We start from the raw sequence: 15,002 nt of genomic DNA, 5'->3' as shown, positions 1-15,002 counted from the left end.
GCTGGAGGCCGAAAAAGAAGCTAAAGAGCAAAGAGAAGTGATTAATGAATATGAAAATAAACTTTTACAACGTGAAAAAACAATTGATCGACGAGATATTGCGATTCAGGGAAAAGAAGATGTTTTAGCGCAAAGAGTAGTACAATTAGATGAACGAGAAGCCAGACTAGGTAAACTAGAAGACCAATTAAAAGAAAAAATCGATGCTAAGATCGTTGAACTGGAAAAGATTGCTGCGATGTCAGCCAAAGAGGCTAAACAGGAATTGTTTAAACAGGTAGAACAGCAAACGGCAACAGAAATGACGGCTTATATTAAAGATCGTGAGGAAGAAGCTAAATCTAAAGCAGGATTGATTGCTCGAGATATCATCGCCAATGCAATTAATCGCTATGCCCAGGAAGAAACAGTTGAACGAACTGTTTCGGTAGTTGCTTTACCAAGCGAAGAAATGAAAGGTAGAATTATCGGTCGGGAAGGTCGGAATATTAAAGCTATCGAACAATGCACTGGAGTTGATTTGATCATTGATGATACCCCAGAAGCAATTACGATTTCATGTTTTGATCCAGTAAGACGGGAAATTGCTAGATTATCATTAGAAACTTTAATTCGTGATGGTCGAATCCAGCCTGGTCGAATTGAAGAGGTTGTTTTAAAAACTAAAAATGAGTTAAATGAAGTAATTCGCAAAACTGGTGAAGATGCTATTTTTGAACTAGGAATTTCTAGAATTGACAAAGATATTATCATGATGATTGGTAAATTAAAATACCGTACTAGCTATGGGCAAAATGCTTTGCAGCATTCATTAGAGGTTGCTCATTTAGCTGGAATCATGGCATCTGAATTAGGGTTAAATCAACAGTTAGCTCGTCGGGCCGGTTTATTACATGATCTTGGAAAAGCGATGGATCATGAAATGGAAGGAAGCCATGTTGAATTAGGAGCTAAATTTGCCAAAAAACATGGTGAAAATGCAACTGTTGTTAATGCAATTGAATCACATCATGGTGATGTTCCAGCTACTAGTGTGATTTCTATTTTAGTTGCCGCAGCTGATACATTAAGTGCGGCTAGACCAGGAAGTAGAAGTGAAACGATTGAAAATTATATTCAACGTTTAGAAAAATTAGAAGAAATGGCAAAAAGCTTTGATGGAGTTGACCGCGTTTTTGCAATTCAGGCTGGTCGTGAAGTGCGAATCGTCGTTAAACCAGATAAGGTTGATGATTTAATGTCTCATAAAATTGCCCGTGACATTAAAAATAAAATCGAAGAAGAACTTACTTATCCAGGGCATATTAAAGTTACTGTCATTAGAGAAATTAGAGCAAGCGAAATTGCAAAATAAGATAGGCATGGCCTATCTTTTTTATGAAAGGAAGAACAATGAAGATATTATTTATTGGAGATATATTCGGCTCAATTGGTCGTGATATGATCAATGATTATTTACATCGACTAGTAAATGATCAAAAAATTGATTTTGTAATTGCCAATGTAGAAAATACAAGCCATGGTAAGGGCTTATTAAAAAGACATTATGATGAATTATCGTTTTGTGGAATTCAGGCCATGACCATGGGAAATCATACTTTTGATAAAAAAGAATTATACGACTATATTGATGAAGCTGATAAATTAGTAGTGCCAATTAATCAGCCCAAAGTTTTACCAGGTGTGAAAACACGCGTTTTTGATGTTTTAGGAAAAAAAGTGCGGATCACTAATGTTTTAGGTGTGGCTTTTATGGATAGTCGCTATAGTAATCCGTTTGAAACAATTGATGAATATTTGGATTTAAAACAAGATATTCATATCATTGATTTTCATGGTGAAGCGACAAGTGAAAAAATTGCTTTTGCTCATTATGTAAAAGATAAAAATGTTAGTGCGGTATTAGGAACCCATACCCACGTGCAAACTGCTGATGAAAAAATTATTGATGGAAAATTAGCGTTTATTAGTGATGTTGGAATGACGGGGCCATATATGAGTGCGATTGGCTGTGATCTTGATGCGATTGTTAAAAGATTAAAAGGTTCTAGTGCTCCGTTTTTGGTTGCTAAAGGCAGTGGTCAATTATCAGGAGTAATCATGACTTTTGATAATAATTTACCAGTTAAAATGGAACGAGTTTTAATTAATCAAGATCATCCTTATTAGTCATAAATAATAATTGTTTTCATATATTTTTTTAGGAGGAAAGTTATGGAAACAATTAAAGTATCATCATCTTCTTGTCCTAATAATGTTGCTGGAGCGATTGCCAGTATGCTTAGAAATGAAACTAAACTACAAATTCAGGTAATTGGAGCAGCAGCATTAAATCAGGCAATTAAAGCGATTGCGATTGCTAGAGGATATATCATTCCTACTGGTAATGAAATCGTTTGTATTCCTTCTTTTCATGATCTTATCGTTGATGACAAGGAAATAACAGCTCTTAGATTAAAGCTAGAATTAAGGTAATGTAAAATTTGATTTGTCTTAAATGAAAGGGGTTTATTTTTTTGATGCATTGCGGTATAATATAGGAAGTGAAATAGGAGGAGAATTTATATGGCAAAATGTAAATTATTGATGCAAACAGCACAAACACAAAAATTAATTGATTTCTTTGATGGATATGAAGATGATAAAGTAAAATGCAAATTCATTAAAAAAACGGGAATTAAAGCAGAAGTTGAATGTGAAACTGAAATGACACCAGATGAAGCTGCTAATTATTGCAAAGGTCTATTTAAAAAGACAAAAGATGGTGCAGTTTTATATTTCTCAATTCAACCAGATGGATTCTTTGGTTAATAATTAAAATAAGGGCGCAAGTCCTTATTTTTTTCTAGACAAATTCAAGAAAAACTACTAGAATAGTCAAATGTATACAAATATTTGAGTTGTGGAATATTTATGTATATAATAGAGATGAAAAGTGGTGAGCAAATGAAAGATTATAGTAGTTATTTTAAAGGACCTTCATTAAATGAAGCGAAAAAAAGAGGATTAGATCGTGTAAAACGGTATGATGATGCTTTTTGTATACCTAATGATATGGTTAAGGTTGGAGTTGGCAAGAAATATTTTATCCAGACTTATGGCTGCCAGGCCAATGAACGTGATAGTGAAACTTTATCAGGGATTTTAGAAAGTATGTCTTATCAAAAGGCTGATGAAATCAAAGATGCCGATGTAATTATTTTAAATACATGTGCGATTCGTGAAAATGCAGAAGAAAAAGTATTTGGGAAAATTGGATATATTAAAAATTTGAAAAAAACCAATCCGGATTTGATTTTTGGAATGTGCGGCTGTATGGCACAAGAGGAAGTTGTAATCAAAAAAATCTTAGAAAAACATCCTCATGTTGACTTGATTTTTGGAACTCACAATCTGCACCGATTACCAGAATTATTAAAAGATGCTTTATATAGTAAAGAAATGGTTGTTGAAGTGTGGTCTAAAGAAGGCGATGTAATTGAAAACACACCAATTAAACGGGCAAACCAGTATAAAGCCTGGGTCAATATCATGTATGGCTGCAATAAGTTTTGTACATACTGTATCGTGCCTTATACTCGTGGTAAAGAACGTTCACGTCTAGCTAAAGATATTATTAAAGAAGTTGAAGATTTAGTTGAACAAGGCTACAAAGAAATTACTTTGTTAGGACAAAATGTTAATAGTTATGGTAAAGATCTTGGTGATGATTACAGTTTTGCCAATCTATTAGAAGATGTTGCGAAAACTAATATTCCTCGGATTAGATTTACGACTAGTCATCCTTGGGATTTTAGTGAAGAAATGATCAAAGTTATTGCAAAATATGATAACATCATGCCGGCGATTCATTTACCAGTTCAATCTGGAAATGATCAGGTATTAAAATTAATGGGACGTCGTTATAGCCGTAAACAATATTTAGATTTATTCCATAAGATCAAAGAATATATTCCTGATTGTACAATTACAACTGATATCATTGTTGGTTTCCCTAATGAAACTCATGAACAGTATTTAGATACGTTATCATTATATCAAGAATGTGAATATGACTTAGCATATACTTTTGTCTATTCGCCACGTGAGGGAACTCCAGCGGCTAAAATGCCTGATAATATTCCGATGGATGAAAAAAATCAGCGTTTATATCGTTTAAATGAAATTGTTAGTGAAAAAGCGTTTAAACAAAACCAAAGATTTTTAAATCAGGAAGTAGAGGTTTTAGTTGAAGGAACATCAAAACGCGATGAAAATATGTTAACTGGTTATACAAGACATCAAAAGCTAGTTAATTTTAAAGGTGATAGACAAGATATTGGAAAGATCATTAAAGTAAAAATTACAGAAGCTAAAACATGGGCATTAAAGGGTGAAGCTGTTGAATCTTAGTTATAAGTACGCCAAAGAACTAAATGATTATTTGTTGAACTTAGAATTAATTAAAGAGTATCAAAAATATGAGCGTTTGATTGAAAAAAACCAAGAACTAAAGGAACTTGAAAAAAAGATGAAAAGTCTTCAAAAAACAATCGTTAGACAAAAAGCTAATCAAGATGAAACGGTTGTTGATACGATTGCTGTTTATCAAAAAATTAAAGCAGAATTTGAAAATCATCCGCTTGTTGTTAATTATTTGTATTTAAAAGAGGAAGTTAATGATTTGCTGCAGTCGATTAATGGCTATATAAACCAAGAATTGTTGAAATAATGCTTGACTTCGTTATTATTTCTAATTATAATTTATGAAATATTAAACCAAAGATAGAGAAAAGGAGAAATAAAATGGCATATTTTTTTGATGAACCATCACGTACATTTAATGAATATTTATTAGTTCCAGGTTACTCTTCAACTGAGTGTCAACCTAAAAATGTAAGTTTAAAAACACCTTTAGTAAAATTTAAAAAAGGAGAAGAACCAGCATTATCTCTTAATATTCCTTTAGTTTCTGCAATCATGCAAGCTGTTTCTGATGATAACATGGCAGTAGCTTTAGCTAGAGAAGGTGGCGTTTCTTTTATTTACGGATCGCAATCAATCGAAGATCAGGCAGCAATGGTAAAAAGAGCTAAAACATATAAAGCTGGTTTTGTACCAAGTGATTCAAATTTAAGTGTCAATGACACTTTAGCTGATGTAATTGCTTTAAAAGAAAAAACAGGACATTCAACGATGGCAGTAACTGATGATGCAAGTGCTAATGGAAAACTATTAGGTATCGTTACTGGTCGTGATTATCGGGTTTCTAGAATGTCATTAGATACTAAAGTATCAGAATTTATGACTCCGTTTGATAAATTAGTTTGTGGTCATATCGGGATTAGTTTAAGAGAAGCTAATGATTTAATTTGGGATAACAAATTAAATGCTTTACCAATCATCGATGATGATCAAAAATTAGCGTATTTTGTTTTTAGAAAAGACTATGAAACTAAAAAATCAAATCCTAATGAATTATTAGATGCTTCTAAACGTTATGTCGTTGGAGCAGGGATCAATACTCGTGACTTTGCTAAACGGGTTCCCGCATTAGTAGAAGCAGGTGCTGATGTTTTATGTATTGATTCTTCTGAAGGATTTACTGAATGGCAAAAAATTACCATTGACTGGATTAGAGAAAACTATGGTGACAGTGTTAAAGTAGGAGCTGGTAACGTAGTTGATGCTGAAGGATTTAGATTCTTGGCTGAAGCAGGTGCTGATTTTGTTAAGATCGGTATCGGTGGTGGATCAATTTGTATCACTAGAGAACAAAAAGGAATTGGTCGTGGTCAAGCCACAGCAACAATTGAAGTTGCTAAAGCTCGAGATGAATACTTTAAAGAAACAGGTATTTATGTTCCAATTTGCTCTGATGGGGGAATTGTTCATGATTACCACATGACTTTAGCACTTGCAATGGGTTCTGATTTTATCATGTTGGGTCGTTACTTCTCAAGATTTGATGAATCACCAACTAATAAAGTTAGTATCAATGGTCAATATATGAAAGAATACTGGGGAGAAGGTTCAGCTCGTGCTCGTAACTGGCAACGTTATGATTTAGGTGGCGATGCTAAACTTTCATTTGAAGAAGGTGTTGATTCATACGTGCCTTATGCTGGTAGCTTAAAAGACAATGTTAATTTAACTTTAAGTAAAATTAAATCAACAATGTGTAACTGTGGTGCCTTAACAATTCCTGAATTACAAGAAAAAGCTAAGATCACATTAGTATCTTCAACTAGTATCGTTGAAGGTGGGGCTCATGACGTTGTATTGAAAGATTCAGCGTCTTCAAATGGTCATCAAAATTAGAACGCTTCATTGAAGTGTTCTTTTTGCTTTAAGTAAAAATATCATTAATTAGACAAATTTTAGTACATTTTTTCATCTTTGTTACATATATTAAATTAGGTGAGAACATGGCAAATAATATTCGTGAAATTATTACACAAGCGGTGATTGCTAAAGGAAAGAAAAGAACGATTAATAAATATCCGTTTGCAATTGGCAGTTTTAATAAAGTTTTAGGTTGCTGGATCACTAATCATCGTTATCATGCGGCTTTTCGAGATGGTAAACCAGTTGTTTTAGGAACTTTTGATGTTCATTTATGGTATAACAATAATGATGATAGTGAAATTTTAAAACAGACTGTTAGTTACTTAAATGAACTTGATTTAGTAAAAAAAGAAGAACGTAATTTTGATGATCAAGATGAGCTGGTTGTTAGTTGTAATCAAGAACCTAAATGTGTTGGTGTTGAATGTCAAAAGGAAAAGATTGTCGTGGAAATTGAAAAAGAGATTTCTTTAAGTGTTGTTGGTAAAACAACGATTCGGGTAGAAACTAAAAATGAACAAGAATCTTGGGATGAAATCGACAATCTAACGCTTAATGAAAATTTTATCAAATAAAGGCGTAAGCCTTTTTTCTTTTAGGAATTCTTGTGCTATAATAGGTAGTGATTTTTAGAAATGAGGTTGATCTATGAAACAAAAATATAGTCCAATGATGATGCAATATCTTGCAATTAAAGAGAAAAATCAAGATTCAATCGTGATGTTTCGCTTAGGCGATTTTTATGAAATGTTTTTTGACGATGCCATTTTGGTTTCTAAAGAACTTCAATTTGCTTTAACCGGAAAAAATGCTGGAGCTAAAGAAAGAGTGCCAATGTGTGGCGTTCCTTTTCATTCAGCTAGCGGTTATATTCAAAAATTAGTTGATCATGGGCATCGGGTTGCTATTGTTGAACAATTAAGCGAACCAGGAAAAAAGGGAATCGTTGAACGTGGTGTCGTGCAAATTATTACTCCCGGAACTATTTTTGATGAATCATTAACGAATAACCGAAATAACTATATTGCATCATTGGAAGAATTTGATTTTAATTATACATTAGCTTTTTGTGATATTACTACTGGTGAATTCAGCGTTGTTAATATCGAAAAGAAAGAAAAATTATTGATGAATCAGTTAGAAACAATGGCAGTTAAAGAAATTGTCATGCTAAGTGATCAAAGTCGTCAATTTAAAGATATTTTATTATCACCGTTTCCAAGTGATAAGTACAATGAAAAATATGAAAAGATCTTTGCAAATATTCATGATCTTAAACAAATTAAAACAGCATCACTATTATTAAATTATTTATTAGATACGCAAAAAAGAGAGTTAGAACATTTACAAACTATTACAGAAATTAAAAATGAAGATTATGTAATAATGGATCAATATACAAAAAAAGCTTTGGAGCTAACTGTTGGTTCTAAAAATAATGATAAATATGGCAGTCTTTACTGGTTATTGGACCATTGTAAAACAGCAATGGGATCAAGAATGCTGAAACAATGGATCGAGCGGCCATTGATCAATCAGCAACAGATTGATCAACGTTTAGATGTTATTGAAGTTTTTACTAATTATTTTATCCAGCGGGAAAGCATCAAAGAAATCTTGAAAGATATTTATGATTTAGAAAGATTATCATCAAGAATTGCTTTTGGTAATATTAATGCTCGTGATCTAAAATGGATCAGTGCTTCTTTGAAAGTAATTCCGGAATTAAAAAATCAGTTATTATCACTTGATGAACCGCTAACGAATGATTTAGCTAATCATTTAATTAATTTAGATCATATTATCAATTTGATTGAAGCGGCAATTATCGATAATCCGCCTTTAACGATCAAAGAAGGCAATATTATCAAAGATGGATTCAATGAAGAGTTAGATGAATTACGCTATATTCGTAATCATGGAAAACAGTGGTTAGTTGATTTTGAACAAAAAGAGCGCGAAAAAACCGGTATAAAAGGACTAAAAGTTGGTTATAATCGGGTCTTTGGTTATTATATTGAAGTAACCAAAGGAAATTTAGCACTGGTCAAAGATGAATTTAATTATACCCGAAAACAAAGTTTAGCCAATGGGGAACGATTTGTTACACCAGAGTTAAAAGATATGGAATCAAAACTATTAAATGCCCAGGATAAGATGGTTAAATTAGAGTATTTAATTTTTACCCAAATTAGAAATGAAATCAAAAAAGATGTTCATTTAATTCAGGATGTCGCTAAAATAGTGGCTAAAATTGATGTCTTCCAGTCATTGGCGATGATTTCTAGTGAAAACAGCTATGTAAGACCAGAGTTTAATCAAGATAAAATTTTTAACGTGGTTGAAGGACGTCATGGTGTAATTGAAAAAGTAATGAGCGAAGGCAGTTATGTAGCTAATGATGTTGATATTACGACCAAAGATCCAGTTTTAATGATTACTGGTCCTAACATGGGTGGTAAATCTACTTATATGCGTTCAATTGCTTTAATTGCGTTAATGGCGCAAATTGGCTGTTTTGTTCCTTGTCAAAAAGCGAATATTCCGCTTTTTGATCAAATCTTTACGCGAATTGGAGCTAGTGATGATTTAGTTTCCGGACAGTCAACTTTTATGGTTGAAATGTTAGAGGCTAATAATGCGTTAAGGTTTGCTAGTGAAAAATCATTGATTATTTTTGATGAAATTGGTCGAGGAACAGCTACGTTTGATGGGATGGCAATTGCTCAGGCAATGATTGAATATATAGCTATGAAAATAAAATGTATTACGTTATTTTCAACTCATTACCATGAACTGACATTTTTAGAAGATAAGAATTTGGGAATTAAAAATGTTCATGCCAGTGCTTCAATTGAAAATGATGATTTAGTCTTTTTATATCGTATTAGACCAGGACGTTCGAATAAATCTTATGGGGTTAATGTAGCAAAATTAGCTAAATTGCCTGATGAGGTATTAAATCGTGCCAATATTTTATTAGAGGCGTTAGAAAAGAACAATATTGAAAATCATTTAAGTGATGATTCATTAAAATCAGAAGTTATAAAAACACCAAGTGTGGTTGAAAAGTATTTAGAGGGTATTGATCCAATGCAATTATCACCGATCGATGCTTTATCAACCTTGATTGAATTAAAAAAGTTAAGTGAAAGCAGGTGAGTAGATGGCAAAAATCAGACAGCTTGATGATGTTTTAGCTAATAAAATTGCAGCCGGTGAAGTAATTGAACGACCGGCCAATGTTGTTAAGGAATTAGTTGAAAATAGTATTGATGCTAATAGTACGAAAATTGATGTGATTATTGAAGAAGGTGGATTGAATTTAATTCAGGTCATTGATAATGGTGATGGAATGGAAAAAGCCGATGCTTTGCTTTGTTTTAGTCGTCATGCTACTAGTAAGATCAAAGATGATCAGGATTTATTTTGTATCCAGACTTTAGGTTTTCGTGGTGAAGCAATTCCTTCAATTGCTTCAATTAGTCATTTTGAATTAAAAACAAGTACTGGTGAAGTGGGAACTAGTGTTGTTTATGAATATGGAAAATATTTAGGCTGTAAAGAAAGTGACAGTAAAAAAGGGACCAATATTAAAATTGAAAAATTGTTTCAAAATGTACCAGCTAGATTGAAATATATTCGTTCGATTAATAGTGAGTTTGCGAATATTCAAACCTATTTAGAACGGTTATCATTATCGCATCCGCAAATTGCTTTTTTATTAGTACATAATGGAAGAACTATATATAAAACTAATGGTAATGGAAACTTGTTGGAAGTGATTTCTAATATTTATGGGTTAAATGTGGCTAAAGCGATGATCCCGATTGATTTTGGTGATGATGAGTTTCATATAACTGGATATATTTCTAAAATTGATGTCAATCGGGCTAACCGCAATCACATTATCACGATGGTTAATTCGCGGGTCGTTAAAAATAAAGTTAGTGTTGATAGTATAAAAAATGCATATCAGCCTTATTTGGCTGATAGACGTTATCCAGTAACAATCGTTAATATTGAAATTGATCCATATTTAGTTGATGTCAATGTTCATCCTTCTAAATTAGAAGTTCGTTTTTCAAAAGAAAATAAGCTGAGAGAATTGATTTATGAAGGAATCAGTAAAGCATTAGCTAGTATTAATTTGACTTATGATGCCAGTGCTAATTATAAAAAACCAACCGTATCTGTAGAACAGCCAAGTTTAAATTTAAGTTATGAAAAACCGATTGAACAGCCGGTTATTAAACCGGCTTCAACAATTAATTTAGATGCTCTTGATGTGGCAACTTATGATGAACAAGTTGTTTTTGAAGAAGCTAAACAAGATGATTTTAGTTTTGTTGAAGAGGAAAAAAATGAATATATCGTACCTGATAAACAGATTATTGAAACTAAAGTAGAATCTAGAGAGAAGTTGATGAAGAAAAAAATATTTGTCAAAGGACAAATTCATGGTACTTATATTATTTGTGAAGATGAAACGGGAATGTATCTGGTTGATCAGCATGCTGCCCAGGAAAGAATTAATTATGAGTATTTTTTAGAAAAATATCAGCAGTTGAATTTATCAATGCGTGATTTATTAATTCCGATTACGTTAGAGTATCCTTTAAGTGAGTTTTTAATTATTGAAGAAAGAAAGGAATTGTTAGCTAAGGTTGGAATTAATTTGGAAGTATTTGGTAATTGTGGTTATGTAATTAAGCAATTGCCTTTATGGATGCAAAATATTGATGAGCAGGTTTTTATTGAAGATATGGTTACGCAGTTATTGAGGGATAATAAGGTTGATGTTGTTAAATTGCAAGATCATGCGATTGCTACGCTTAGCTGTAAAGCTTCTTTAAAAGCTAATACCCATTTATCTAATGAAGGAATGCAAAATATTATTGATCGGCTGATGCGCTGTGATAACCCTTATGTTTGTCCGCACGGTAGACCGACCTTGGTATTTTATTCAAGTTATGAATTAGAAAAATTATTTAAGAGGGTGGCTTAATGGATAAAGTAATTATTGTTGTAGGACCAACGGGAGTTGGTAAAACTAAAATGGGTGTAGCTTTGGCTAAGTATTTTGATGGTGAGGTTATTAGTGGTGATTCAATGCAGATTTACCGGACCATGGATATCGGTACTGCAAAAGTTACTAAACAAGAAATGGATGGTGTAGTTCATCATTTAATTGATATTAAAGATCCTAGTGAAAGTTTTAGTGTTAAAGAGTTTCAAGATATAGTTCGAAAAAAAATAAAAACAATTATAGCTAATAATAAGGTTCCTATTATTGTTGGGGGAACTGGTTTATATATTAAAGCGGCTTTATTTGATTATCAATTTAGTGATAGTCAAGTTGAACATCAAGAATATGTTGAAAAATATCAAGATTTTTCAAATGATCAGTTATATCATCGGTTATTAGAAATTGATGAATTGAGTGCTAAAGAATTACATCCTAATAATCGTCAAAGAGTTTTAAGAGCAATTGCAATTTATGAAAGTACGGGAATTAAAAAAAGTGAAACCTTGGCAAGTCAAAAACATGAACTGATTTATGATGCAAAGTTTATTGGTTTAACTCTACCGCGGGGTATATTGTATCAGCGAATCAATCAGCGTGTTGATGAAATGATGGCCCAAGGATTATTAGCGGAAATTGATCAATTAATGAAAAAAGGATATTCTAGTGATTTGCAAAGTATGAAAGCAATTGGTTATAAAGAATGGTTTGCTTATTATCAAGGAATTCAAAGTTTAGAAGAAACAATTGAATTGATTAAAAAACATTCTCGTAATTATGCTAAAAGGCAATATACTTGGTTTAATAATCAGGTTCCAGTGGAATGGTTTGATGTTGACTTAGCTAATTTTGATAATACAGTAAAAAATGTAATTAGCTATATTGAGGATAGTTATGAAGATCGTTAATTTGATTGAAGATACTAAGGGAGAAATAAATTGTTTATATGAACATGGTTTAAGTTTTTATATTGAAACTAAAAATCATCGGATTTTAATGGATACTGGGACTAGTGATGCTTTTATCAATAATGCTAAGAAATTGAAAATAGATTTAACTAAAGTTGATTTGGTTATTTTATCTCATGGTCATTATGATCATTGTGGTGGGGTTTTATCATTTGTCAAAATTAATCCCCAAGCTAAAATTTATATTCAAAAAACTGCTAGTAATGATTATTATAGTCTTCATGGAGATCAATCTAAATATATTGGTATTGATAAACGGATTTGGAATTTAAAACAGCTTGTTTTAGTTGATGAAATGTTAAAAATTGATGAAGAGGTAATGATCTTTGCAGGAGTACAAGGCAGAAAATATTGGCCTGAAGCTAACAGGCGGATAATGAAAAAAGTTGCTGGTAATCTAGTCCAGGATGATTTTATTCATGAACAATATTTAGTTGTCAAAGATAATGATCAGCAATATTTATTTTCGGGCTGTGGTCATAATGGAATTATCAATATTTTAACTCAGTATCATCAAATTTTTGCTAAATATCCAAATTTTGTAATTAGCGGTTTTCATATGATCAAAAAAGAACCGTATAATGAGTTGGAAATTGAAACAATTGAAAAAACTGGTGAATTGTTAAAACAGTTACCGACAGTTTTTTATACGGGACATTGCACGGGGATAGAGGCAATTAGAATTTTAAAAAAGATTATGGAAAATAAGTTACAAGTAATTCATAGTGGGATGGAAATATTTGATCTAAATGGACAAAAATAGGACTTTTGGCAGTCCTATTTGTTTTTTTGATTTAATTTTTTTATGTTGCTAGTGCGTCCGTGTTTTAAAATTCGCCGATAATTTTCAGCTAAAGCTTTTTCGTAGTTGCTAGTCATCCAAGGAATATAGAATTGCTGATTTGCTAATTCACGTGGTAGATAATTAATATATTCCCAAAGTTCAGGACGATTATAATCGTATTTTTCGTCTTCTTGTAGTCCCACCGGTGTCATTTTTAAATATTCAGGAACGCGGTATGTTTGCTGTTTTGAGGCTTCAATAGCTGCATCGATTGCTGTTTCGCTTGATTTAGATTTAGGTGATAAACATAAATCGATAATGACACTTGCAAGTGGAATCCGGGCTTCTGGAAAACCGATTGTTTTAGCAGCTTGCAAAGCAATGACCGTACGCATGCAGGCATTAGGATTAGCTAATCCAATATCCTCATAAGCAATGGTAATCAGTCTTCTTTGTAACGATTCAAAATCATCGGCTTCGATTAGTTTTGCTAAATAAAACATAGCCCCATTAGGATCACTGCCACGAATTGATTTTTGTAAACCGCTTAAAGTATCATAATAGTGATCTTCGCCACGGTCATAAGTTACGTTAGTTTTGATCATTGCTTTTTCAAAAGTTTTTTCATCAATATAATTATCTTTACAAACAACACTACATATTTCTAAACAATTATAGGCATAACGTATGTCACCACCGCAAGCTCTGGCAATCTTGGTTAAAACAATATCACTAGCTTGATATTGATTATTAAGGCCCTTTGGTGAATTTAAAGCTTTTTTCAAGCCAGTAACGATTTCGTTTTCTTGAAGTGGTTTTACTTCAAGAATATGACAGCGGGAACGAATTGCGGGATTAATGGCATGAAAGGGGTTGCTGGTTGTACAACCGGCAATAGTAATCAGACCACTTTCAACATGTGACAATAAGTCATCTTGTCGAGCTTTATTAAGGCGATGAACTTCATCAATGATTACAAACATGCCATTAGTCAGCTTGGCTTCGGCAATAATGGCATCCATGTCTTTTTTGTTTCCTGATGAAGCATTGAAAAGGCGATAAGGGATATCAAGGTCGTTTGCTAGTGCAATAGCAATTGTTGTTTTGCCACAGCCTGGTTCTCCATATAAGATAATTGAAAAGGGATGTTTCTTTTCAACGAATTTAGTTAAAATTGAATTAGGCCCAACTAAATGCTGTTGACCAATGATTTCGTCAAGTTTAGTTGGACGCATTTTATTTGCAAGAGTTGTAGTCATATTATCTTCCTTTCAGTTTGAAAATCAGTTATAATAGCATTATATCATTTTTGAAATTTGAAAGATAGGGTGGATTATAATGCGATTAGTTGTACAAAGAGTAAGTGAAAGTAGTGTAAGTGTTGGTGATAAAGTAGTTGGTAAAATTGGCAATGGTTTCATGGTATTGGTAGGGATCACTAATGATGACAATGAAATGATCGTTGATAAAATGATTGATAAATTAATTAATTTGCGAATATTTGAAGATGAAAATGAAAAATTGAATTTATCTTTATTGGATGTTGGTGGCAGTATTTTATCAATTTCCCAATTTACGTTATATGCAAATTGTAAAAAAGGAAGAAGACCAAGTTTTTTAGATGCGGCTAAGCCAGATGTTTCAAAACCATTATATGATTATTTTAATCAAAAATTAAAAGATAGTGGCATAAAGGTGGAAACAGGAATATTTGGTGCAATGATGGATGTATCATTAGTAAATAGTGGACCTGTTACAATTATTTTAGATAGTAAAGAAATTTTCAATTGAAAAAGCTAAAAACAAAAAAAGATATATTTTAGCAAAAAAAAGTAAAAAAAGGTATTTACAAAAGGGAGGGGATGTGGTAAATTAGATGAGCACTCGAAAGAGAGGG

Annotated in this window: 14 protein-coding genes; 13 read left to right on the top strand and 1 reads right to left on the bottom strand. The window is 32.3% G+C overall.

The features are described 5' to 3' along the window. The 12 genes from rny to J7M77_RS04445 form a co-directional block, all read left to right on the top strand. On the top strand, positions 1-1,354 hold a 1,354-nt coding region (gene rny, locus J7M77_RS04500; RefSeq protein ID WP_296876429.1), incomplete at its 5' end, for a ribonuclease Y. Positions 1,355-1,392: 38 nt separating this feature from the next. Next, the gene (locus J7M77_RS04495) at positions 1,393-2,169 is read left to right on the top strand and encodes a TIGR00282 family metallophosphoesterase (RefSeq protein WP_296876427.1); all 777 of its coding nucleotides are present in this window, start codon (positions 1,393-1,395) and stop codon (positions 2,167-2,169) included. A 45-nt stretch (positions 2,170-2,214) separates the two neighbouring features. Next, positions 2,215-2,475, top strand: coding sequence for a stage V sporulation protein S (locus J7M77_RS04490; RefSeq protein WP_296876425.1), 261 nt, complete (start codon positions 2,215-2,217; stop codon positions 2,473-2,475). Positions 2,476-2,565: 90 nt separating this feature from the next. Beyond that, entirely contained in the window at positions 2,566-2,811 is a 246-nt protein-coding gene (locus J7M77_RS04485) for a hypothetical protein (protein ID WP_296876423.1), read from the top strand. 135 nt (positions 2,812-2,946) lie between these two features. Continuing rightward, positions 2,947-4,392, top strand: coding sequence for a tRNA (N6-isopentenyl adenosine(37)-C2)-methylthiotransferase MiaB (miaB, locus tag J7M77_RS04480; protein ID WP_296876421.1), 1,446 nt, complete (start codon positions 2,947-2,949; stop codon positions 4,390-4,392). Next, complete coding sequence (locus J7M77_RS04475) at positions 4,373-4,711, top strand: YlbF family regulator (RefSeq protein ID WP_296876419.1); 339 nt, start codon at positions 4,373-4,375, stop codon at positions 4,709-4,711. Before miaB ends, J7M77_RS04475 begins: the two co-directional genes overlap by 20 nt. Before the next feature lie 74 nt (positions 4,712-4,785). Continuing rightward, the gene (locus J7M77_RS04470; protein WP_296876417.1) at positions 4,786-6,300 is read left to right on the top strand and encodes an IMP dehydrogenase; all 1,515 of its coding nucleotides are present in this window, start codon (positions 4,786-4,788) and stop codon (positions 6,298-6,300) included. 107 nt (positions 6,301-6,407) lie between these two features. After that, positions 6,408-6,902: an outer spore coat protein CotE gene (gene cotE, locus J7M77_RS04465; protein ID WP_296876414.1), complete on the top strand. Its 495-nt coding sequence runs from the start codon at positions 6,408-6,410 to the stop codon at positions 6,900-6,902. Between the two features lie 73 nt (positions 6,903-6,975). Then, on the top strand, positions 6,976-9,489 hold the full coding sequence (gene mutS, locus J7M77_RS04460; protein WP_296876412.1) for a DNA mismatch repair protein MutS: 2,514 nt from the start codon (positions 6,976-6,978) through the stop codon (positions 9,487-9,489). Positions 9,490-9,493: 4 nt separating this feature from the next. Further along, entirely contained in the window at positions 9,494-11,335 is a 1,842-nt protein-coding gene (gene mutL, locus J7M77_RS04455; RefSeq protein ID WP_296876410.1) for a DNA mismatch repair endonuclease MutL, read from the top strand. After that, positions 11,335-12,261, top strand: a complete 927-nt coding sequence (miaA, locus tag J7M77_RS04450; protein WP_296876408.1) for a tRNA (adenosine(37)-N6)-dimethylallyltransferase MiaA — start codon at positions 11,335-11,337, stop codon at positions 12,259-12,261. The genes mutL and miaA overlap by 1 nt, the downstream gene beginning before the upstream one ends. Further along, positions 12,248-13,084, top strand: coding sequence for an MBL fold metallo-hydrolase (locus J7M77_RS04445; protein ID WP_296876407.1), 837 nt, complete (start codon positions 12,248-12,250; stop codon positions 13,082-13,084). The genes miaA and J7M77_RS04445 overlap by 14 nt, the downstream gene beginning before the upstream one ends. Before the next feature lie 14 nt (positions 13,085-13,098). On the opposite strand, the gene J7M77_RS04440 is transcribed toward J7M77_RS04445, so the two are convergent. Then, entirely contained in the window at positions 13,099-14,364 is a 1,266-nt protein-coding gene (locus tag J7M77_RS04440; RefSeq protein ID WP_296876405.1) for a replication-associated recombination protein A, read from the bottom strand. 79 nt (positions 14,365-14,443) lie between these two features. Here J7M77_RS04440 and dtd point away from each other — a divergent pair, with 79 nt between their 5' ends. Then, positions 14,444-14,896, top strand: coding sequence for a D-aminoacyl-tRNA deacylase (gene dtd, locus J7M77_RS04435; RefSeq protein WP_296876403.1), 453 nt, complete (start codon positions 14,444-14,446; stop codon positions 14,894-14,896). Positions 14,897-15,002 lie beyond the last annotated feature (106 nt).

Origin of the sequence: Thomasclavelia sp. (genome assembly GCF_017889095.1) — a bacterium.
Taxonomy (GTDB): domain Bacteria; phylum Bacillota_I; class Bacilli_A; order Erysipelotrichales; family Coprobacillaceae; genus Thomasclavelia.
Note: the sequence above shows the minus strand (reverse complement) of the source record. Positions and strands in the feature narration are given on the sequence as shown.

Bases quoted from the DNA above. Each gene is read 5' to 3' on its own strand.
- J7M77_RS04495 (WP_296876427.1), top strand. From the start codon at position 1,393: ATGAAGATATTATTTATTGGAGATATATTCGGCTCAATTGGTCGTGAT.
- J7M77_RS04490 (WP_296876425.1), top strand. From the start codon at position 2,215: ATGGAAACAATTAAAGTATCATCATCTTCTTGTCCTAATAATGTTGCT.
- J7M77_RS04485 (WP_296876423.1), top strand. From the start codon at position 2,566: ATGGCAAAATGTAAATTATTGATGCAAACAGCACAAACACAAAAATTA.
- miaB (WP_296876421.1), top strand. From the start codon at position 2,947: ATGAAAGATTATAGTAGTTATTTTAAAGGACCTTCATTAAATGAAGCG.
- J7M77_RS04470 (WP_296876417.1), top strand. From the start codon at position 4,786: ATGGCATATTTTTTTGATGAACCATCACGTACATTTAATGAATATTTA.
- cotE (WP_296876414.1), top strand. From the start codon at position 6,408: ATGGCAAATAATATTCGTGAAATTATTACACAAGCGGTGATTGCTAAA.
- mutS (WP_296876412.1), top strand. From the start codon at position 6,976: ATGAAACAAAAATATAGTCCAATGATGATGCAATATCTTGCAATTAAA.
- mutL (WP_296876410.1), top strand. From the start codon at position 9,494: ATGGCAAAAATCAGACAGCTTGATGATGTTTTAGCTAATAAAATTGCA.
- miaA (WP_296876408.1), top strand. From the start codon at position 11,335: ATGGATAAAGTAATTATTGTTGTAGGACCAACGGGAGTTGGTAAAACT.
- J7M77_RS04445 (WP_296876407.1), top strand. From the start codon at position 12,248: ATGAAGATCGTTAATTTGATTGAAGATACTAAGGGAGAAATAAATTGT.
- J7M77_RS04440 (WP_296876405.1), bottom strand. From the start codon at position 14,364: ATGACTACAACTCTTGCAAATAAAATGCGTCCAACTAAACTTGACGAA.
- dtd (WP_296876403.1), top strand. From the start codon at position 14,444: ATGCGATTAGTTGTACAAAGAGTAAGTGAAAGTAGTGTAAGTGTTGGT.